Annotated in this window: 22 protein-coding genes; 7 read left to right on the top strand and 15 right to left on the bottom strand. The window is 70.0% G+C overall.

Features of this window, described 5'->3' with window-relative positions:
- Positions 1-7 precede the first annotated feature (7 nt).
- From IE075_RS06830 to IE075_RS06795, 8 genes are all read right to left on the bottom strand, one after another.
- Entirely contained in the window at positions 8-472 is a 465-nt protein-coding gene (locus IE075_RS06830) for a PTS sugar transporter subunit IIA (RefSeq protein WP_189454536.1), read from the bottom strand.
- Positions 473-508: 36 nt separating this feature from the next.
- A complete protein-coding gene (gene hpf, locus IE075_RS06825) occupies positions 509-838 on the bottom strand; it encodes a ribosome hibernation-promoting factor, HPF/YfiA family (protein WP_189454534.1) in 330 nt (109 codons plus the stop codon).
- Between the two features lie 114 nt (positions 839-952).
- On the bottom strand, positions 953-2,365 hold the full coding sequence (locus tag IE075_RS06820; protein ID WP_189454532.1) for an RNA polymerase factor sigma-54: 1,413 nt from the start codon (positions 2,363-2,365) through the stop codon (positions 953-955).
- Positions 2,366-2,472: 107 nt separating this feature from the next.
- The gene (gene lptB, locus IE075_RS06815; RefSeq protein ID WP_189454529.1) at positions 2,473-3,192 is read right to left on the bottom strand and encodes an LPS export ABC transporter ATP-binding protein; all 720 of its coding nucleotides are present in this window, start codon (positions 3,190-3,192) and stop codon (positions 2,473-2,475) included.
- Positions 3,192-3,701, bottom strand: coding sequence for a lipopolysaccharide transport periplasmic protein LptA (gene lptA, locus IE075_RS06810; RefSeq protein ID WP_189454527.1), 510 nt, complete (start codon positions 3,699-3,701; stop codon positions 3,192-3,194). Before lptA ends, lptB begins: the two co-directional genes overlap by 1 nt.
- The gene (gene lptC / locus IE075_RS06805) at positions 3,682-4,248 is read right to left on the bottom strand and encodes an LPS export ABC transporter periplasmic protein LptC (RefSeq protein ID WP_189454526.1); all 567 of its coding nucleotides are present in this window, start codon (positions 4,246-4,248) and stop codon (positions 3,682-3,684) included. Before lptC ends, lptA begins: the two co-directional genes overlap by 20 nt.
- Positions 4,245-4,808, bottom strand: coding sequence for a KdsC family phosphatase (locus IE075_RS06800; protein ID WP_189454524.1), 564 nt, complete (start codon positions 4,806-4,808; stop codon positions 4,245-4,247). Before IE075_RS06800 ends, lptC begins: the two co-directional genes overlap by 4 nt.
- A gap of 169 nt (positions 4,809-4,977) precedes the next feature.
- Positions 4,978-5,973 (bottom strand): KpsF/GutQ family sugar-phosphate isomerase, encoded by a 996-nt coding sequence (locus IE075_RS06795; RefSeq protein WP_189454522.1) that lies wholly within the window; start codon positions 5,971-5,973, stop codon positions 4,978-4,980.
- A 106-nt stretch (positions 5,974-6,079) separates the two neighbouring features.
- Between IE075_RS06795 and IE075_RS06790 the strand changes: the two genes are divergently transcribed.
- Positions 6,080-6,313, top strand: a complete 234-nt coding sequence (locus IE075_RS06790) for a BolA family protein (RefSeq protein WP_189454519.1) — start codon at positions 6,080-6,082, stop codon at positions 6,311-6,313.
- 105 nt (positions 6,314-6,418) lie between these two features.
- Positions 6,419-7,675 (top strand): UDP-N-acetylglucosamine 1-carboxyvinyltransferase, encoded by a 1,257-nt coding sequence (gene murA / locus IE075_RS06785; RefSeq protein ID WP_189454517.1) that lies wholly within the window; start codon positions 6,419-6,421, stop codon positions 7,673-7,675.
- 68 nt (positions 7,676-7,743) lie between these two features.
- Here the strand turns inward: murA and IE075_RS06780 are convergent, their stop codons facing one another.
- From IE075_RS06780 to purM, 4 genes are all read right to left on the bottom strand, one after another.
- Positions 7,744-8,427, bottom strand: coding sequence for a DUF3108 domain-containing protein (locus IE075_RS06780; RefSeq protein WP_189454515.1), 684 nt, complete (start codon positions 8,425-8,427; stop codon positions 7,744-7,746).
- Positions 8,428-8,429: 2 nt separating this feature from the next.
- Entirely contained in the window at positions 8,430-9,161 is a 732-nt protein-coding gene (locus tag IE075_RS06775) for a DUF3108 domain-containing protein (RefSeq protein ID WP_189454513.1), read from the bottom strand.
- On the bottom strand, positions 9,158-9,832 hold the full coding sequence (gene purN, locus IE075_RS06770) for a phosphoribosylglycinamide formyltransferase (RefSeq protein WP_189454511.1): 675 nt from the start codon (positions 9,830-9,832) through the stop codon (positions 9,158-9,160). The genes IE075_RS06775 and purN overlap by 4 nt, the downstream gene beginning before the upstream one ends.
- A 92-nt stretch (positions 9,833-9,924) precedes the next feature.
- The gene (purM, locus tag IE075_RS06765; protein WP_189454508.1) at positions 9,925-10,998 is read right to left on the bottom strand and encodes a phosphoribosylformylglycinamidine cyclo-ligase; all 1,074 of its coding nucleotides are present in this window, start codon (positions 10,996-10,998) and stop codon (positions 9,925-9,927) included.
- A gap of 127 nt (positions 10,999-11,125) precedes the next feature.
- Here purM and IE075_RS06760 point away from each other — a divergent pair, with 127 nt between their 5' ends.
- From IE075_RS06760 to hda, 3 genes are read left to right on the top strand one after another with little or no spacing between them, the layout of a single operon-like run.
- Positions 11,126-12,238, top strand: a complete 1,113-nt coding sequence (locus IE075_RS06760; protein ID WP_229792349.1) for a DUF2066 domain-containing protein — start codon at positions 11,126-11,128, stop codon at positions 12,236-12,238.
- Positions 12,238-13,380 carry an AI-2E family transporter gene (locus tag IE075_RS06755; RefSeq protein ID WP_189454506.1) on the top strand — a complete coding sequence of 381 codons (1,143 nt, stop codon included), beginning with the start codon at positions 12,238-12,240 and terminating at the stop codon, positions 13,378-13,380. Before IE075_RS06760 ends, IE075_RS06755 begins: the two co-directional genes overlap by 1 nt.
- Before the next feature lie 8 nt (positions 13,381-13,388).
- On the top strand, positions 13,389-14,099 hold the full coding sequence (gene hda / locus IE075_RS06750; protein WP_189454504.1) for a DnaA regulatory inactivator Hda: 711 nt from the start codon (positions 13,389-13,391) through the stop codon (positions 14,097-14,099).
- A 53-nt stretch (positions 14,100-14,152) separates the two neighbouring features.
- On the opposite strand, the gene IE075_RS06745 is transcribed toward hda, so the two are convergent.
- Positions 14,153-15,352 (bottom strand): sensor histidine kinase, encoded by a 1,200-nt coding sequence (locus IE075_RS06745; protein WP_189454502.1) that lies wholly within the window; start codon positions 15,350-15,352, stop codon positions 14,153-14,155.
- Positions 15,353-15,536: 184 nt separating this feature from the next.
- Here IE075_RS06745 and IE075_RS06740 point away from each other — a divergent pair, with 184 nt between their 5' ends.
- Positions 15,537-15,833: a hypothetical protein gene (locus IE075_RS06740; RefSeq protein ID WP_189454500.1), complete on the top strand. Its 297-nt coding sequence runs from the start codon at positions 15,537-15,539 to the stop codon at positions 15,831-15,833.
- 37 nt (positions 15,834-15,870) lie between these two features.
- Here the strand turns inward: IE075_RS06740 and murU are convergent, their stop codons facing one another.
- Entirely contained in the window at positions 15,871-16,581 is a 711-nt protein-coding gene (murU, locus tag IE075_RS06735) for an N-acetylmuramate alpha-1-phosphate uridylyltransferase MurU (RefSeq protein WP_189454497.1), read from the bottom strand.
- Complete coding sequence (locus IE075_RS06730) at positions 16,578-17,603, bottom strand: aminoglycoside phosphotransferase family protein (RefSeq protein ID WP_189454496.1); 1,026 nt, start codon at positions 17,601-17,603, stop codon at positions 16,578-16,580. The genes murU and IE075_RS06730 overlap by 4 nt, the downstream gene beginning before the upstream one ends.
- 194 nt (positions 17,604-17,797) lie before the next feature.
- Between IE075_RS06730 and IE075_RS06725 the strand changes: the two genes are divergently transcribed.
- Entirely contained in the window at positions 17,798-20,557 is a 2,760-nt protein-coding gene (locus IE075_RS06725) for a hybrid sensor histidine kinase/response regulator (RefSeq protein WP_189454494.1), read from the top strand.
- Positions 20,558-20,565: the final 8 nt, after the last annotated feature.

Raw genomic sequence — 20,565 nt, 5'->3', positions numbered from 1 at the left:
GACGGGGTCATGGCGTCGGGGCTTCGGACTCGAGCAACAGCATGCGCAGGGCCTCCAGGTCGTCGGCTTCGCGAAGCCGCGCGCGGAAGTCGGCATCGGCAAAATACTCGGCGAGCTCGGCGAGCCGATGCAGGTGCTGCTGCACGTGGTGTTCGGGGACGGCGAGGGCCAGCACGAGGTCCACGGGCGCGTTGTCGCTCGCGCCGAACGGCACCGGCGGCGAGACGCGCAGGAAGGCGCCGCGGCTCGCGTCGAGCGTGGCAATGCGTGCATGCGGGATCGCCACGCCGTGGCCAATCGCGGTGCTCGCCAGCGTCTCCCGCGCATGCAGGCTCGCGGCGATGACGCTCGCCTGACCCGGCTGCGCCGGGTCGGCGAGCAACTGCGCGGCGGCGTCGATCACGTCGGCGCCGTCGGACGCGTCGCGCACGATCGCCACGCGCGCAGCGCTGAGCAGGTCCCGCATCGGCATGTTCGTTCGCCCCCTGGATCGAAACGCCGCGTGGCTTCAGCCAAGCTCGCCGTTGCGCGCGAGGCTCTCGCCGCGATGGTGGTCGACGAGCTTTTCCTTGTGCTTCATCAGCAGCCGATCGAGCTTGTCGGTAAGCAGGTCGATCGCCGCGTACATGTCGACGCCGGTGGCGTCCGCGTGCATGGTGCGGCCGGCAATGTTCACCGTACCTTCGGCGCGCTGCACCGTCTTGTCGAGCACGAGGAGCACGCGCACTTCCACGAACGGTTGGTCGAAGTGCCGCTGCAATCGCTCGAGCTTGGTTTCCACGTAGCTTCGCAGCGCCGGCGTGACTTCAACCTGTTGACCGTGGGTTTCGATGCGCATGGGACGCCTCCGACTCGACGGAGAACCAGCATATCGCACCGCGGTCGCGTCCCATCGACGACGGCATCCGCGTCGCTTAACGGACGTCCCTTAGGCGGAGCAGGGTGTGCACGTTCAGGCGATGCGGACCCGGTCCTGCGACGACGGGATATGCATCGCCTCGCGGTACTTCGCGACGGTGCGACGGGCAACCGGCACGCCGCTGGCCTTGAGCGTCTCAGCAAGCCGCGCGTCCGACAGCGGCTTGCGCGGGTTCTCGGCCTCGATGAGGCGGCGGATCATCGACTGGATCGCGGTGCTCGACGCCTCGCCGCCGCCGCCGGTGTCGATGCCCGACGCGAAGAACGCACGCAGCGGCATCGTCCCGCGCGGCGTGCGCGCGTACTTGCGTGCGATCGCGCGCGAAACTGTCGACTCGTGCAGGCCGACTTCGGCGGCCACCTCGCGCAGCGTCAGCGGCCGCAGCGCGCTGTCGCCGAACTCGAGGTACGCCGCCTGTTGGCGGATCAGGCAGCGCGCGACCTTGAGCAGCGTGTCGCCGCGCGCCTCCAGACTCTTGAGCAGCCAGCGTGCCTCCTGGAGGTGGCCCCGCAGGTAGCTCGCGTCCGCGCTGCTGGCGCCCCGGATCATGTTCTCGTAGCCGCGGTGGATGCCCACGCGCGGACGCATGCCTTCGGCGAGTGCGACGCGCCAGACACCGTGCTGGCGCCAAATCACGACGTCCGGCGTGACAAACGTGTCGCCCGGCATCGCGCCGATCTGCGCGCCCGGGCGCGGATCGAGCGAGCGCAGCAACTGCACCGCGGCTTCGACGTCGCCTTCAGGGCGGCGCAACTCCGCGGCGACGCCGGACACGCCGATACGCGGCAGACGTTCGAGCGGGCCCTTCGCGATCTCGCACGCGAGCTCGCGGGCCGGCGCGTCGCCGACGATCGCTTCCAGCTGCAGGCACAGGCACTCGCCGACCGAGCGTGCGCCGACGCCGACCGGGTCGAAGCGTTGCACCTGATGCAGCACCGTCGTGATCTCGTCGATCTCGGCGTCGATCTCGGGCTTCAGGGACTCGGCGATCGCCTCCAGCGGCTCGCGCAGGTAGCCGTCGTCGTCGATTGCTTCGATCAGTGCCACGCCAATGACGCGGTCCCGCGGCGAGAACGGGCTCAGGTGCAGCTGCCAGAACAGATGATCGTGCAGGGTCTCGCCGTCGGCGACCTGTTCGGCCGCCGGGATGTCGTCGTCGCGATCACTGGGGCCCGACCGCTCGTACCACGTCTCGCCGTCGCTGCCCGCCCAAGGGTCGTCATCGGGCACCGACGCTGCTTCGGGCGGCGCGACATCGTCAGCGGACTCCGGCAGCGCGACGTCGGGCGCGGCTTCGGCCCAGTCGAGCAACGGGTTCGATTCGACCGCCGTTACGAGTTCTGCCTCGAGTTCCACCGCAGATAATTGCAGCAACCGGATCGCCTGCCGCAACTGCGGCGTCATCACCAGGTGCTGTCCAAGGGTGGCTTGCAGGCGGGGCTTCATCGACGCGGCGGCGCGACCTTCATGACGGCGGCGCAGGGCCGCCCGGTGAGCACGATGTTGGCCCGGCGCGGCTTCGCAAGCGGTGAAGATCGCCGGTGATGCCGACCTTACAACCGGAACGTGTCACCGAGATAGACGCGGCGCACGTCGGGGTTGGCAAGCAGTTCGTCCGGAGCGCCCTGGGCGAGCACGCCGCCGTCGTGGAGGATGTAGGCACGGTCGCAGATGCCGAGCGTCTCGCGCACGTTGTGATCGGTGATCAGCACGCCGATGCCGCGGTTCTTGAGGTGGCGCACGATGCGCTGGATCTCGCCGACCGAGATCGGGTCGACACCAGCGAACGGCTCATCGAGAAGAATAAGTCTCGGTTTGGCCGCGAGCGCACGTGCGATCTCGACGCGCCGGCGCTCGCCGCCCGACAGGCTTGCGCCGATCTGGTCGGCCACGTGCGTGATCTGCAGTTCCTCGAGCAGCGCCGCCAACTCGCGCACGCGGCCGGCGCGATCGAGGTCGTCGCGCACTTCGAGCACCAGCATGATGTTGTCGGCGACTGACAGCTTGCGGAACACCGACGGTTCCTGCGGCAGGTACCCGACGCCGTGCTTGGCACGCGCGTACATCGGCGCCGAGGTGATGTCCTGTCCGTCGAGCACGATGCGACCGGCATCGGTCGGCACGAGCCCGACGATCATGTAGAAGCACGTCGTCTTGCCCGCGCCGTTCGGCCCGAGCAGGCCGACCACCTCACCCGCGTCGAGCGTCAGACCGAAGTCGCGCACGATCTCGCGCGAGCGGTAGGACTTGCGCAGGCCCTCGGCAACCAGCATCAGCCGCCGCCCTGGGCGTTTCGCGGCAGGATGCGCATCTTCACGCGGCCGGAGTCCTTGCCGCCGCTCTGCACCTGGCCCGTGCGCATGTTGTAGACCACGCGCTCGCCGGTCAGCGAGCCGCGCGGCTGCTTGATGGCCACGTTGCCGATGAAAATGACGATCTCGGTCGTGAGGTCGTAATCGACCTTGCTCGCGGTCGCGCTCATGGGCGAGCCGTCGTCGAGCTGCTGATTGAGCTTCACCGGACCGCCGCTGAGCACGACGCGGACCGGCTCACCGCCTTTCTGCGTGATTTCGGCGCGGTCGGAGCGGATGTCGAGCGTGCCCTGTGTAATTTCCACATTGCCCGAGAGCACGGTAGGCCGCCGATCATCGAGCGAGTAATCGGTTGCGCCGGCGTCGATGTCCATCGGTTGGTTGCGATCGGACGAGCGTGCGTCGGCCACGACCGGGCAGGTCGAAAGCGTAAGCAGCAGGGCGAGCGAGCTAGCGCGCAGTGCGTTCATATCGGGCCTTGACGTCTTCGAGGTGCACGCGCTTCGCATCCAGTTCGGCTTCGAGGCGCTGCCCATTCAGTATAAGACCCGGCTGCCTGACCGTGGTTTCAACCGGGGACGTAGCGCGCTTGGTTTCGGGGAAGACGTTCAGTTGCTGCGTGGTCATCGAGACGGGCCGGCCGTCGACGTCGACGCTGCGCGCCTGCACGTCGCCGCGCAGGCGCAACTCGTCGCCCCCGGCGCTGACCCAGCCGCGCTGAGCGCGCACGTCCCAGTCGCCGGTCGACGCATCGGGGCCGGCGGGGATCTTGAACACCGGTGTCACGATGTCGAGCGATTCCTGGTCGGGATCGCGCACGAGCCGCGGCGCGCGCAGCGTGAACGACTCGCGGCCGGATTCGTCCAGCGCGACGAGTTCGAAATCCTCGAGCACGTAGTCCGAACGCGTTTCGCCCACGGCCACGACGGGCGCGTCGGCGCGCTGGTGCCAGACCGACCAGCCGGTGACCAGCGCGGCCCCCAGCAGCAGGACCGTGAGCCATCCGCGCCAACTCACGACTGCCGTCCCGTCGGGGCCGATGCGCCGCCGAGCAGGGCATCCAGTCGCCCTTGCGCCGTGAGAATCGCGTCGCACAGCTCACGCGCTGCGCCGCGACCGGCTTCGGCGTGCGTGACCCAGTGCGCGCGTTCGCGCGTCCAGGCGTGCGCGTCGGCCGGTGCGACGGAAAGGCCCACCTGCGCCATCGGGGCAAGGTCCGGGAAGTCATCGCCCATGAACGACACCTCATCGAGTGACAGGCCGTGTCGCTGCGCGATGTCGCGCACGCAGGCGAGCTTGTCGGGCACGGCGGTGTGCACTTCGGTCAGTCCGAGTTCCGCCCCGCGTTGCTGCGCGATCGTGCTGACGCGCGCGGTCACGAACGCAACGGTGATCCCGCTCTTGCGCAGCAGTACGAGGCCCTGACCGTCGTGCACGTGGAACGCCTTGAGTTCGCGGCCTTCGGTGTCGAACAAAAGACGCCCGTCGGTCAGCGTGCCGTCGACGTCGAAGCACGCGAGGCGGATGCGCGCGGCGCGGGCGTGGAGGTCGTCAGGCTGGGGCGCGTGGGCGGGCATCGGGTTCGCTGGTCGGGGCGGCGGGACAAGGACGGGAAAGCGAAGCGCCGAGGCTACCGGCGCGTGGGTGACTCGATCGGCAATGGAGCGTTGGTGCGTGCATGTGCAGGCAGGAGCGGACGCAGCGGATCGGGTTGTGGCGCCCGCCGCGCATATCGCCTCATGCCGGTTAGACGACTCGAGCGCGCAGCAGGTCGTGGATGTTGAGCGCGCCGACCACCCGGTTCGCTTCATCGACGACGAGCACGCCGCCGATCTTGTGCGTTTCCATGAGCTGCGCGGCCTCGGTCGCAAGCGCCGTCGCGTGGATGGTCTTCGGGTCGCGCGTCATCACCGCATCGATGCGCGTCGTGCGCAGGTCGACCTGTGCGTCGTCGATCAGGCGGCGCAGATCGCCGTCGGTGAACAGCCCCAGCAGCGTGCCGTCGGTTTCGACGACGGCCGTCATGCCCAGGCGCTTGCGACTCATCTCGACGAGCGCCGCGCTGATACTGGCGTTTGCCTGCACACGCGGGACGTCGTCGCCGGCGTGCATGACGTCGCCGATGTGCAGCAGCAGGCGGCGGCCCAGCGCGCCGGCCGGGTGCGAGCGTGCGAAGTCGTCGGCCGTGAAGCCGCGCGCCTCGAGCAGCGCAACCGCGAGTGCGTCGCCCATCGCCAGCGATGCGGTCGTGCTCGACGTCGGCGCAAGCGCGAGCGGGCAGGCCTCGGCGGGCACGCTGATGTCGAGGTGCAGGTCCGCTTCGCGCGCCATCGTCGAATGCGGGCGACCGGTCATCGCGATCACCGCGTTGCCCTGGCGCTTGAGCGCCGGCAGCACGGTTAGGATCTCGTCGCTCTCGCCCGAGTACGACAGCGCGAGCACGATGTCGGCGTCGGTGATCATGCCCAGATCGCCGTGCGCGGCCTCGCCCGGATGCACGTAGAACGCGGGCGTACCGGTCGACGCAAGCGTCGCCGCGATCTTGCGCGCGATGTGGCCGGACTTGCCCATGCCGGTGCAGACGACGCGGCCGCGTGATTCCAGGATCAATCGGCAGGCGGCGGTGAAGTCGCCGTCGATGCGCGCGGCCACGGCAGCAAGCGCCTGCGCTTCGATTTCAAAGACGCGGCGGCCGCTGGCTGCGATGTCGGCGGATTCGGCAATGCGTGGACGGGTTGCCATTTCGGACCGGGGGTGTTTCCGCTAGGCTAATCGGCCATTCTATGCGGTGCGCCGGCGGCTGCCCAACGCGGCGCGAACGGGCCGCATCGCTCCATCAGGCGCGACCGTGAACGCAGACACCATCAAGACCCTTATCGAGCAAGGCCTGCCGGGCGCGAGCGCGGACGTGCGCGGCGACGACGGCGTGCATTTCGAAGCCACCGTCGTGTGCGACGCGTTTGCCGGCAAGCTCCCGCTCGCGCGCCACCGCATGGTGTACGCGACGCTCGGCGACCGAATGGGCGGCGAGATCCACGCGCTGGCCCTGAAAACCGTGACCTCGGACGAAGCCGCGCGCTGAGCGGCCGCCTCACCTTATTCCGCGCGGAGCGCGGAGTCCGCATTGTCGTGACGGATGCGCCGGGAACGCCGCGTCCTCCCGTTGACCGACCCTGACGCTGAGCCCATGCAGAAGATCGTTGTAGAAGGCGGCGCCGCGCTGAACGGCGAAGTGCGCATTTCCGGTGCGAAAAACGCGGTGCTGCCGATCCTGTGCGCGACGCTGCTCGCCGACGCGCCGGTGCGCATCTCGAACGTGCCCCGACTGCACGACGTGGTGACCACCGAAAAGCTGCTCACCCAGCTCGGCGCGGGCGTGATCGACCGCGGCGACGGCGTGATCGAAGTCGACCCGACCACGGTGAACAGCCAGGTCGCGTCGTACGACCTCGTCAAGACGATGCGCGCCTCCGTGCTCGTGCTCGGGCCGCTGCTCGCGAAGTACGGCCATGCCGAAGTCTCGTTGCCCGGCGGCTGCGCGATCGGTTCGCGCCCGGTCGACCTGCACATCAAGGGGCTGCAGACGCTTGGCGCCGAGATCACCGTCGAGAACGGCTACATCAAGGCGCGTTGCGAGCGACTGCGCGGCGCGCGGCACGTGTTCGACATCGTGAGCGTCGGCGCAACCGAGAACGTGCTGATGGCGGCGACGCTCGCGGAGGGCACGTCCGTGCTCGAGAACGCGGCGATGGAGCCCGAGATCGTCGACCTCGCGCAATGCCTCAATGCGATGGGGGCGCGCGTCGAGGGTGCGGGCAGCAACCGCATCGTCGTGCACGGCGTCGAGCGTCTGCACGGCGGCGAACATTCCGTCGTGCCGGACCGCATCGAGACCGGCACCTTCCTCGTCGCCGCGGCGATGACGGGCGGGCGCATCACTGCGACGCATGCGCGGCCCGACACGCTCGACGCGGTCATCGACAAGCTCAAGGAGGCCGGTGCGCAGATCGAGTGCACCGCCGACACGATCACGCTCGACATGGGCGGACGCCGCCCGCGCGCGGTGAACCTCACGACCGCGCCGCATCCGGCGTTCCCGACCGACATGCAGGCGCAGTTCATGGCGCTCAACTGCATCGCCGACGGCGTGGCGGTGATCAACGAGACGATCTTTGAAAACCGCTTCATGCACGTCAACGAGCTGGTGCGGCTCGGCGCGGACATCCGCGTCGACGGGCACACGGCGGTCGTGCGCGGCACGGAGCGGCTCAGCGGCGCGCCGGTCATGGCGACCGACCTGCGGGCGTCCGCGTCGTTGATCCTCGCCGGCCTCGTGGCCGACGGCGAGACGACGATCGACCGCATCTACCACCTCGATCGCGGCTACGAGAACATCGAGGCCAAGCTCGGCGCGCTCGGCGCTCGGATCCGCCGCATCAGCTGACGCGGCGGTTCTGGTACGAAAAAAGCCCCGCGGATGCGGGGCTTTTCGATTGCGGAGAGCGCAGACGCTCAGCGCACGGACTGGACCCGCAGATCGACCGACTCGGTGCCGCCGTCCTTCTGCACGATGCGCGCCGGCACGGGCAGGCCTTCGACGATCCACGCCGTCGTCTGCTTGCCGCCATCGTTGGCGACGACCTTCGTCGCCGGGCGCTGCTTGCCGTCGACGTCGATCGTCTCCTTGCCGGCGACGGTGTAGTGCAGTTGCTTGACGCGCCCGCCGTCGACCATGCGGTACTTGAGCGGCTTGCCGGCGGCGTGGTCGCGCACGAGCGCGAGGTTGATAAGCAGGGCGTCCAGATCGCCCGGCTGCAGCGCGATCGGCCCGCTGCGATCGGGCTTGACGTCGCCGCTCCAGGTCGCGACGCCGCGCTGCCAGTCGTAGTTCGCCTTCTTATTCGACTTCTTGACGAGCACGTTCGACACGTCGGTGCCGGAGATCGGGCGCAGCTGCCCGTCGTGCTCCTCGAACACCGTGACCTGGCTCAGGTCGGCGAGCTGGTTCTTGATGCTGAGCGTGTAACGCCAGCGGTCGTCGCCCGCAGGCTCGAGCGTCATGCGCCCGTTGCCGAGCATGCCCATGTAATTGGCCTGGTACGTCGCGTTGAACGGCTTGACCGCGAGCGCGGGCAGGCTTGCAAGCAGCAGCGCGGCCGCGGTGAGCAGGCGGAGCGGGGTGGTGGGCATCGCCATCGTCATTGGGTTCCTGTGTATTCGATCAATCGCAGGTCGAACGTGTCTCGGCCGTCTTCGCGCTGCAGCAGGCGCACCGGCGTCGGCACGCCGTCGACAATCCACAGCACCGTCTCGTCCCCGCCGTGCTGCACGCGGGCGACGCGCATCGCGTCGTAGCGCAGGTCGCCGACCGACACCGGCTCGAGCGCGTCGGCAACCGCGTACCGGTGCAGCCGGGTGCGGCCGTCGTCGACGAACCGGTACTCGAGCGTTGCACCGGGCCGGGCGTCACGGACGGCGGCCAGGTTGATCAGCAGACCGCTCATGTCCCCCGGTTGCAGTGGCACCGGCGCACGGCGTGTTTTCTTGACGTCCCCTTGCCAGCGAGCCTGACGAGTCGCCCAATCGTAGACGCCCGTGGTCTGCCGGCGGGTGAACACCGTGCGGCGCACGGTCGCCTGGCTGAGCGGGCGGTAGACGCCGCCCTCGGTGTCGAACACGGTGCTCTGCTCCGCGTTGAGTCCGGCGATGCGAAGCAGGCCGGTGCCGCGCATGACGAGATCGACGCGCCAGCGGCCGCGTTCGCCCGGGGTCAGGCGCATCGTGGCTTCGCCGAGCGCGTCACCGCCGCGGTAGACCGCGTACTGCGCGACGAACGGCTCAAGGGCCTGTGCGCCGCCCGCGAACAGGGACAACAGCAACACGACGCATGTGAAGTACAGGCGGCGAGCGTGGGAGACGGCGCGGCTCATGCGGGCAGCCGGTCGTCGGCGTCGAGCTGGAGCGGTGCGGGGAGCGGCGCTCTATCGAGGTGCACGTGCTCGCTCTGCAGTGCAACGCGACCTTGGGCAAAAAGTCGCAGCGTCTCGACGAGCAGCGGGTGCTCGCGCGCGATCACCCGTGCGGCCAGCGCGGGCGCGTCGTCGTCGCCACGCACCGGCACGCGGGCTTGCGCGATCACCGGGCCGCCATCGAGCTCCGGGGTCACGAAGTGCACGCTGGCGCCGTGCACGGGCGCGCCCGCAGCAAGCGCCTGCTCGTGCGTGCGCAGGCCCTTGAACGCGGGCAGCAGCGAGGGGTGGATGTTGAGCATGCGACCGCGGTGTGCCTCGACGACGGGTTGTCCGAGCAGGCGCATGTATCCCGCGCAGACGATGAGGTCGGGCTGAACGGCATCGACCCGTTCGAACAGTGCGGCGTCGAATTCCAGCCGCGTGTCGAAATCCCGCGCCCGGAGTGCTTCGGCGAGTAGGCCCGCGTCACGGGCGCGCTGCAGCGCGAGCGCGTCGCGCCGGTCGGAGAATACGCCGACGATGCGCGCGTGCAGCCGGCCCTCGCCGATCGCATCGATGAGCGCCTGCAGGTTGCTGCCGCGACCGGAGGCGAGCACGGCGAGGCGGAGCGGAGAGTCGGGGTGGGGCATGGGGAGTCCGGCGGTGCGTCGCGGGTGCTGCAGCTCATCCGGGCGACGATTCGATCCGGCCCGGCCGCGCTGCTGACCCGGCCGTGACGCGATCAGCCGATGCGCACGCGCTCGTCGCCGCTGGCGCGCACGACCTGGCCGATCGCACGGTGGGGCAAGCCGAGGCGGTCGAGGTCGGCGGTCACCGCCGCGACGTCGGCCGGCGCGACCGCGAGCACGAAGCCGACGCCGCAGTTGAACGTGCGCCACATCTCCTCGCGCGCGACCGCGCCTTCGCGCTGCAACCAGTCGAACACCGGCGGCAGCACGAGCGTAGACGCGTCGATCTCGAGGCCGAGGCCGTCGGGGATCACGCGGATGATGTTCTCGGTCAGGCCGCCGCCGGTGATGTGCGCCATCGCGTGGATGCGCGCGGACTTGTCCGCGTCGGTCGGGCCGTTGCCGCGGCCGAGCAGTTCGAGCACCGGCTTCACGTACAGCCGCGTCGGCGCCATCAGCGCGTCGATGAGGCGTTCGCCGCCGAGGTCGAGGTCGGCCGGGCGGCCGGCGCGGTCGAAGATGCGGCGGATCAGCGAGTAGCCGTTCGAATGCGGGCCGCTCGAGGCGATGCCGATCAGCACGTCGCAGGCCTGCACGCGGCCGCCGTCCAGCAGTTCGCTCTTTTCGACGCCGGCCACGCAGAAGCCGGCGAGGTCGTATTCGCCGGGTGCGTACATGTCGGGCATCTCGGCGGTCTCGCCGCCGATCAGCGCGCAACCCGAGAGCTCGCAGCCGCGGGCGATGCCGCCGACGACCGCGGCCGCGGTGTCGATGTCGAGCTTGCCGGTCGCGAAGTAATCGAGGAAGAACAACGGTTCGGCGCCCTGCACGAGCACGTCGTTGACGCACATGGCGACGAGGTCGATGCCGATGGTGTCGTGGCGGCCGAGCTGCTGCGCAAGCTTGAGCTTGGTGCCGACGCCGTCGGTGCCCGAGACCAGCACCGGCTCGCGATACTTCTTGGACAGGTCGAACAGCGCGCCGAATCCGCCGAGCCCGCCCATGACCTCGGGACGGAAGCTGCGCTTGACCATCGGCTTGATGCGCTCGACGAGCTCATTGCCCGCATCGATGTCGACGCCCGCGTCGCGGTAGGTCAGCGGAGTGGGGGTGTTCGAGCTGGTCACGGCGGGCCTGGCGGTCGCGGAGAAGCCGGCGATTCTAGCAGCGACGCGCCCGCGGCCCCCGATGTGAATGGACGTGCCACGCCCGCTGCGGCACCATGCCGGCGGCTTTCAGTGGGCAGGATGCGCAATGGCATTTGCGACGCGCGCGGCACGTGGGACGGCGGCACGGTGGATGGCGGCGGCGATGCTGCTGCTGGCGGGTTTTGGCGCTTCGGCGCAGCGCGTGGAGGGCGATCGCGCGAAGGCGCAGGGCCCGTACGCGGCCGAGGTCACGGTGACGAACCAGGCGCCGGCGCAGCGCAACGCGGCGTTCGCACGCGGCCTCGTCGAGGTGCTCACGAAGATCACGGGCGACCGCAACGTCACCTCGCGCCCCGGCGTCGGCCCGGCGCTGCGCAAGGCGTCCGAGTTCGTCGAGGGCTACGACTACCGCCAGGACGAGGGCGTGTCCGCGAGCGGCGCACCGAGCTTCCGCACCGTGATCGTCACGCGTTACGAGAAGGACGAGGTCGAAGCGCTGATCGACACGTTCGGCCTGCCGGTCTGGCCGGACCCGCGCCAGCGCCCGGTGCTGTGGCTCGCGATTGACGACGGCAGCGGCCCGCGCCTGGTCGGCCTCGACCGCGCTGCGGCGGCCCGCCCGGTGCTCGACCGCGCGGTGGAACTCGGCTACCGGCTCGGCTTGCCCGCCGGCAACGCGGCCGAGCAGGCGCTCGTCGCGGCGATCTGGCGCGGCGACACCGCGGCGGTCGCACGTGCGTCGCAGCGCTACGCGCCGCCGATCCAGGTGCTCGGCAAGCTCCGCCGTGACGGCAAGGGTGGCTGGGTCGCCGATTGGACGCTCGTCGACAAGGGCAAGACGCTGTCGACGTGGTCGACCGCGCACCGCGACGCGCGCCGTGCAATGGCCGGCGGCGCCGAGGGCGCGGCCGACGCGCTGTTCAAGAAATACTCGAAGCCGCGCGAGGGTTCGGGCCCGGCCGGCGAATACACGGTCGCGTTCACGGGCGTGGACACCACCGACGACTACCTGCGCCTGATGGGGCACCTGCAGCAGCAGGCCGTCGTGCGCCGCATCGTTCCGGTCAGTGCGTCGCCCGAACGGCTCGTACTGCGCCTCGAACTCATCAGCGGCGTCGAAGGCTTCAAGCGGGCAACCGCGGGCGGCGGGGTGATCGAGGCCGCATCGTCAGGGACGGGCGCCACGGCGGACACGCCGGTCGAGTTCCGTCTGCGCTGATGGAAGCGCAGACGCCCCTGGAGGACATCGCGCAGTTTCTGCGCCGCCTGCAATGGGCGGCCGTCGTGCTGTTCGCGCTGTGGGTCCTGTGGCTGCTTGCGCCGGTGCTCACGCCGTTCGCACTCGCGGCGCTGCTCGGCTGGCTTGGCGATCCGCTGGTCGACCGGCTCGAGGCCGCAGGTCGCTCGCGGTCGACCGCGGTTGCAATCGTGTTCACGGCCATGACGCTCGTGCTGGTCGCCGTGCTGCTGCTGCTCGTGCCGATGATCCAGCGACAGGTGATCACGCTCGTCGAGTCGCTGCCGCGGTACCGCGAGTGGTTCCTCGACACGCTGCTGCCGTGGGTCGAGCAGCGTACGAACCTGCAGTTCGATCGCTGGCTCGACTTCGAGTACGCGGTCGGGATGCTGCGTGAGAACTGGGAGCGCGCGGGCGGTTTCGCGGCAACGGCTCTGGACTACATCACGCGCTCGGGCTCGATGCTGCTCGCGCTCGCCGTCAACGCGGTGCTGGTGCCGGTGCTCGCGTTCTTCTTCCTGCGCGACTGGGACCGACTGGTTGCGCGCGTTGCGATGCTCATCCCGCCGCGTCACCTGCCCACGCTCACGCAGCTCGCCCGCGACTCCAGCGACATGCTCGGCGCGTTCCTGCGCGGCCAGTTCCTGGTCATGGTGATCCTCGGCGTGATGTACGGCGTTGGGCTGTGGATGGTGGGCCTCGACCTGGGCCTGCTGATCGGCATGGTCGCGGGCTTGCTCACCTTCGTTCCGTACCTGGGCCCGGCCAGCGGCGTCGTGCTTGGGGTCATCGCCGCGCTCGTGCAGTACGGCGACTGGAAGCACGTGGCCGGCGTGCTGGCCGTGTTCGGCATCGGCCAGATCATCGAGAGCTACTGGCTCACGCCGAAGCTCGTCGGCGATCGCATCGGCCTGCACCCGGTCGCGGTGATTTTCGCGGTGCTCGCGGGCGGCCAGCTGTTCGGCTTTCTCGGCATGCTGCTCGCACTGCCGGTCGCGGCGGTCGCGAACGTGCTGCTGCACTACGCGCAGGAGCGCTACACGCACAGCCGCCTGTACGCGGGCGATGCACCGGCGCTCGTGCTCGACACGTCTGCCGCGCGCTCGGAGCATGGGCCGCGCTGATGGCGTCGATGCAGGACCCAGGGCCGGCAGGCCCGCAGCTTCCGCTCAGCTTGCGAACGGCGCCTGACCAGCGCTTCGATGCCTATGTCGCGGCGCCGGCCGGCCTGCTCGAACAGCTGCAGGCCACGGCCGCCGGCGAGTCCGAGGACTGGCTCTACCTCGTCGGCGCGCCCGGCACCGGCAAGACGCACCTGCTGCTCGCGAGCTGCGCCGCCGCCGATGCGGCGGGGCGCCGCGCCGCGTACTTGCCGTTACAGGCGGCGGCAGGTCGCTTACGCGATGCGCTCGTCGCGCTGGAAGGCAATGCGTTGATTGCGCTCGACGGCCTCGAACACATTGCGGGCGATCGCGACGACGAGGTCGCCCTGTTCGACGCGCATAATCGGCTGCGCGCGGCCGGCTCGACGCTGCTCTACGCCGCGGTCGACGCGCCCGATGCGCTCGCGATCGACCTGCCGGACCTGCGATCGCGACTGTCCCAGTGCACGCGGCTCGTGCTCGCGCCGCTTGATGAAGCCGACCGCCGCGAACTGCTGCGCCAACGCGCCGAGCGGCGCGGGCTCGTGATCGAGGACGCGGCGCTCGACTGGCTGCTGCGCCGCGTCGGCCGGGACCTCGGCGGACTGACATCGTTGCTGGATCGGCTGGATCGCGCCTCGCTCGCGGCGAAGCGACGCGTGACCGTGCCGTTCCTGCGCGCGTTGCTCGCCGCGGACTGAGGCTTTTTCGGAGCCACTGCGCGCCCACGGACGCGCTGCCGGTTCAAGCGTTGTTACGTCGCGGCGGGTGAAACCGTCGCCGCCGCGTGACCGGCCTGATCGCCACTGTGCGCAGCGTCCGCGGAGCACGGCAGGTCCACGGTAAATCGCGTGCCCTGCGCCGGGTTCGAGCGCACCGCGATGGTGCCGTCATGGCCCTCGGCGATCTCGCGGGAAATGAAGAGCCCCAGGCCAAGGCTGGTGCGTGGCCGGCCATCGTCGCCGTCGCCTTCGCTGTCCAGCTGCACCAACGGTTTGAAGATGGAATGCAGTGCGGCGTCGGGGATCGGGACGCCTTCGTTCGTCACGTGCACGACGTGGCGCTCGCCGACCCGATGCGCTTCGATGCGTACCGGCGTGTCGGCCGCGCCGTGCTGCGCGGCATTGACGAGCAGGTTCACGAACAGCTGGTACAGGCGCGTGCCGTCGTAGTCGCCGACCAGAGCGGCGTCGATGTCGCACTCGAAGCGTGTGTTCGGATAGGCCGCGCGTGCGTCCTCGAGTGCGTCTTTGATGACCTGCTGCAGCGACGTGCGGCCGCGCTCGATCGGAAGGCCCTTGCCGAGCTGGGTGCGCGTAAAGCCGAGCAGGTCGTTGACGATGCGCTGCATGAGCTGGGTGGCGCGCGTGACGTTACCCGCGATCACCCCCTGGCGCCCGTCGGGCAGGTCCGGCCGTGCGAGCAAGGCACCGCTCAGTGCGAGCGTCGCGAGCGGCGCCCGCAGGTCGTGGCCGAGCACCGCCAGGAAAAGCTCGCGAGTCTGGTTCGTGCGGTCGCTGTAGGCCACGATGGATTCGGCGAGCGCGCGATCGAGCGCCTCGTTGAAGCGCACGATTTCGTCGGCGCAGCCCGCGTCGAGTCGCTCGATCGTGGGCAGCCACAGGCGCATCACCGTCTCGCGCAGCACGCGGAACTCGGCGCTGAGCTGCAGCAGCGTGAAGTCGGCGCTCTGGCGCTGATCGCCGTGCTGCGCCGCGGCGCTGCCGGCCTCGAATGCGTCACCGCCCTCCCGCGAGCGGAGCCGCCGCTCGTCGGCACTGCGCGGGTGCGCGTGCGCCATTTCCTGCACGATGCCTTCGAGCATCTCGCGTGCGTGATCGCGCAGCGCCACGTCGGACATGCCGCTGCCCTCGGGCGCCACCTGCCGCGCGAAGGTGTCCCATTCGTGGAGGATGTCGTCCATCCGGGACTGGATGAATACCGATAGCTTCATACGGGGGCGGATGGAAGCGACATGCGGTGGGCAGGATAGCTGGCAGTTCCGGCGGCCGAGTGAAGGGCGACCGTGCCCGTACAGCCTCGCGGGCAGCGGGCTGGGCGGCGCGCAAGGCAAGCCGATCGCGGATCACGCAATGCGGGGCCGACCGTAGAATGCGCGGGGGATTCGCGGAGACACCATGGACTACCACCGCGCCGCCGCTTGCCTGCGGCTGGCATCGCTTGCGTTGTGTGACTCGGACGAGCTGCAGTCGCGGCTCGAGACGTCGTATTCGCACCTGTCGCGCGTCGATCCGCAGGACTTGCCCGAGCGCCTGCACGTGCGTTTCGAGGAACTCGTGGCCGACATGCGCTACGGCGGCGACTCGATCCGCATGGCCTTGGCCCGCATGAACCGCACCGACCAGAGCCATCTCGCTACACGGATCGTCAGCCTGTTCGGCGAGCTCTGCCGGCATCTGCCGCCGGAAGACTAGGCGGGCACGGCCCGCGCGGACGCTCGATCGTCGATCGTCAGGCCCGGAGCCGGGCGTCGAGTTCGGCCAGGCGCTCGGGCGTGCCGACGTCGGTCCACGCGCCCATGTGCAGCTCGCCGCTCACGCGGTCATCGGCCATCGCCGCACGCAGCAGCGGGGCGAGCTTGAAGCGCGGCGGCTGCACGTTCGCCCCAGGCGCGTCGCCGATCACGGTGCGCCAGCGATCGAGCAGCGAGGGGCGGTAGACGCCGATGCCGGAGAACGTGCGCCGCACCGGGCCGTCGCCGCGCACGAGCTCGTCCTCATCGAGGGCGAAGTCGCCGCCGGGGTGGTGCGACGGGTTCTGGACAAGCACGAGGTGCGCGTCGCCGGACGGGTCGGTCGGCAGGCGCTCGAAGTCGTAGTCCGTCCACACGTCGCCGTTGACCGCGATGAACGGTGCGTTCGGCTCGCCGTCGAGCAGCGGCAGCGCATTCCACATGCCGCCGCCGGTCTCCAGCGGCGTTGCGCCCTCGAACGAGTAGCGAATGCGCAGGCCCCAGCGTGCGCCGTCGCCGAGCGCGACGGGGAACTGATCCGCCAGCCAGCTGGTGTTGATCACCACGTGGCGCACGCCGACCGTGGCGAGCTTTTCGAGATGCCAGACGATGAGCGGTTTGCCGCCGACGCTCAGCAGCGGCTTGGGGGTGCGGTCGGTCAGCGGACGCATGCGCTCGCCGAGGCCCGCCGCGAAGATCAGCGCGTTCATGCGCGGGCCGCGAGCGCAGGGCGCACGTGTCGATCCAGGATCGCGAGCAGCGGTGCGAGCTCGGGATGGCGCGGCACGACGGCGTCGAGGTAAGCGAGAAAGCGCGGCGCGTCCTCAAGGTACTTGGGCTTGCTGTCGCGGTGGTGCAGCCGCGCGAAGATGCCCATGACCTTCAGGTGGCGCTGCACGCCGATGAAATCGGCATCGCGCTGGAAGCGCGCGAGCGGCGGCACCGGCAGGCCAGCCTCCAGCGCGCGGGCGTGGTAGCGCGCGAGCCAGCCGTCGACGCGCGCTTCGGGCCAGCTCAGGAATGCGTCCTTGAACAGGCTCAGCGCGTCATAGGCGATCGGGCCGCGCACGGCGTCCTGGAAATCGAGCACGGCCACATCGCCGCCGGGCAGTGGCATGAGGTTGCGCGGCATGAAGTCGCGGTGCACGAAGACCTGCGGCTGCGTGAGCACGGCATCGATAAGGCGGCGGTAGACGAGGTCGAGGCGTTCGAGGTCGTCGCAGTCGAGCGTGACGCCCAGGTGCCGCGCGAGGAACCATTCGTCGAACAGACGCAACTCGCGCGCGAGCAGGGGCTCGTCGTAGACGGGCAGATCGTCCGGGCAGGGAACCGCCTGCAGCTTGAGGAGCTGGTCGACGGCCGCGTCGAACCACGCATCGGCGTTATCGGCGTCGATCACCTGCAGCAGCGTGGGGCCGCCGAGGTCTTCGAGCAGCAGGAAGCCGGCCTCGACATCGCGCGCGAGCACGCGCGGCACGCGCACGCCGTTGGCGTCGAGCAGGTCGCGGATGCGAAGCCAGGGCCGCACATCTTCCTTGTCCGGCGGGGAGTCCATGACGATGACCGTTGTGCCGTCGGCGCGCACACCGCGCCAGTAGCTGCGAAACCCCGCATCCGCGGACGCGCGCACGAGCTCGAGCGCCGGCTCGTCGGACGCTGTGCGCGTCCAGTCGAGGCGCGCTCGTTCGCGGTCGTCAGCGGGGGCAGGGATGGGGGCCGTGGGACTGGTCATGCATGCTCCGCGCGGCCGGACGCCGCGAGCCGCACAGCGTAGCGACGCGCAGGCGGCGCGCAACTGCAGGCCGTCCCGGTTCGGCCCCCCAGCCGTGCCGTGAACGCGACCTCACCTGACGCTGAACTGAACTGCGCCAGAATGGCCGGCTAACGTTTGCAGGTGTGGCATCGCATGAACCGGAGAAACCGCGCATGAGCACCGCTGCGGCGGGCAGCCTGGACGGACTTCTGTTCGAGGCCAGCCCGGACTGCGTCAAGCTGCTCGACCTTGAGGGCCGGCTGCTGGACATGAACCAGAACGGCCGGTGCGCGATGGAGATCGATGACTTCGCGCCGCTGTGCGGCCAGCGCTGGACCAGCTTATGGCCTGAAGAAAGCCGGGATGCGCTGCTTTCGATGATCGAAGCTGCGCGCGAGGGCAGGAGCGCGCGGTTGACCGCGTTCTGCCCGACTGCAAAGGGCAAGCCGCGGTGGTGGGACGTCACCGTGGCCCCGGTGCCGGGCGTGGACGGCTCGCCGAGGTCGATCCTGTCGGTCTCGCGCGACGTGACCGAGCTGCATCGCACCCGCGAGGAGCAGCGCGAGACCGTCGCGCGGCTGGGGTTCATCCTTGCGAGCTCGCAACTCGGCGCGTGGGAGCTCGATCTAGCGACGGGGAAGGCCCTGACCTCGTTCCTGCACGATCGCTGCTTCGGTTACGACGAGCCGGTCGAGAACTGGAGCTACGAGACGTTTGTTTCTTTCGTCCACCCGGACGATCGTGGGCAGGTGGCGCAGGCGTTCGAGCAGGCGCTGAAGTCCGAACAGGACTGGAGCCTCGAATGCCGCGTCGTGTGGGCGGACGGGTCGGTGCACTGGATCGCGGTGCACGGGAGCTTTTATCGGTCCGCCAGCGGCGAAGCCACGCGCCTGCTCGGCACGGTCGTCGAGATCACCGCGCGCAAACAGATCGAAGCGGAGCTGCGGGAAACGACGCTCGCGGCGGTCCGCGCCGCCGAGGCAGCTGAGACCGAGCGCCGCCGGCTCGACGCGCTGCTCGAGGCGACCCCGGTCGGGATCGCATACGCGGACGTCGCCGGCCGGCTGACAATCACGAACGCGGCGTTGCGCGACGTCTGGGGCGAGCACCCGCTGGCGGCGAGCGTCGACGAGTACGTGGAGTGGAAGGGCTGGTGGCCGGACGGGTCGCCTCGCAAGGGCGAGCGCCTGGCCGCCGAGGACTGGCCGATGGCGCGTGCGCTGCGCGGCGAGGAAGTGCGGGGCGAGCTCGTCGAGATCGAGCCGTTCGATCAGCCGGGCGGCCGATGCACGATCCTGTTGCGCGCGTCCCCGGTCCGCGACGCCGCGGGCAACATCACCGGCGCCGTGGCGGCCCAGCAGGACGTCTCGGAGCGCACGCGCATGGAGCGCGAACTGCGGGACAGCGAGCGCAGGTTCCGGACGATCACCGAGGCCGTGCCGCAGATGGTGTGGGCGGCGCGCTCGGACGGCTGCGCGGACTACTTCAACCGGCAGTGGTACGAGTTCACGGGCGTGCCGGAGGGCGCGAGCGACGGGGATGCATGGACGCAGCTGCTGCATCCCGACGACGTGGGCGGAGTCCGAGAGCGCTGGGAGCAGAGCCGTGTGTCCGGGCTCATGTTCGAGTCCGAGTACCGCCTGCGCCATCGCTCCGGCGATTACCGCTGGGTGCTCGCGCGGGGCGTGCCGGTGCGGGTCGACGACGGCGACGTGGTGCGCTGGCTGGGCACGTGCACGGACATCGACGAGCGCCGCCGCCTGCTCGATGCGCTCGGCGAGCGCGAGGAGGCGTTGCGCGAGGCCGATCGGCGCAAGGACGAGTTTCTCGCGATGCTCGCGCACGAGCTGCGCAACCCGCTGGCTCCGATCGGCACCGCGGCGCAGCTGCTCAGGCTCGCGGCGGACGACCCGGCGCGCGTGCGCGCGTCGGCCGAGGTGATCGGCCGGCAGATCAGTCACCTGACGACCCTCGTCGACGACCTGCTGGACGTGTCCCGGGTCACCCGGGGTCTCGTGCAGCTGGAGACCGAGACGCTGGACCTGTCGGGCGTGATCGCCGCGGCCGTCGAGCAGTCCCGACCGCTGATCGCATCGCGCGGCCATGCGCTGAGCATCCGCTCCGGGCGGGGCTCGCCCTGCGTGCACGGCGACCGCACGCGGCTCGTGCAGGTCGTCGTGAACCTGCTCAACAACGCAGCGAAATACACGCCGCCGGGTGGGCACATCACGGTCGACGTCGAGACCGCCGACGAGGTCGCGCGCGTGACGGTGACCGACGACGGCATCGGCATCGACGCGGCGCTGCTGCCGAACGTGTTCGAACTGTTCTCGCAGGGCAGGCGAACGCCCGACCGCTCCCAGGGCGGGCTCGGCATCGGCCTCGCGCTGGTGCGCAGCATCGTGGCGCTGCATGGCGGCCGTATCAGTGTGGACAGCGATGGCCCGAACACCGGCAGCCGCTTCACGGTGGAACTGCCGCTGTCGCAAGACACACCGGACGAACGCCGCCGGTCGGCCGCCCACGTCACGGCCGCGGACAGCCCGTTGCGGGTGGTCGTGGTGGACGACAACGTCGACGCCGCCGTGCTGCTCGCGGACGTGCTGCGCATGGCCGGCCACGAGGCGCACGCCTCGCACAGCGCTGCCGACGCGATCGAAAGCGCGGCGCGGCTGGCGCCGGTCGACGCGTTCATTCTCGATATCGGCCTGCCGGACATGACCGGCTACGAGCTTGCGACGCGCCTGCGCGCCCACCCCGCGGCCGAGCGGGCAATGTTCGTCGCGCTGACGGGGTACGGGCAGCCGCACGATCGCGTCCTGTCACGCGCGGCCGGGTTCGACCATCACCTCGTCAAGCCGGCGGATGCGCAGAAGGTGTTGCAGATCATGGGCGATGCGATGCATCGCGCGCCGGCGCGGCAAGCGGGCTGACTCAACCT

The sequence above is a fragment of the Cognatilysobacter bugurensis genome (assembly GCF_014652095.1).
GTDB classification, from domain to species: Bacteria; Pseudomonadota; Gammaproteobacteria; order Xanthomonadales; family Xanthomonadaceae; genus Cognatilysobacter; species Cognatilysobacter bugurensis.
This window is presented reverse-complemented; position numbering and strand designations above follow the sequence as displayed.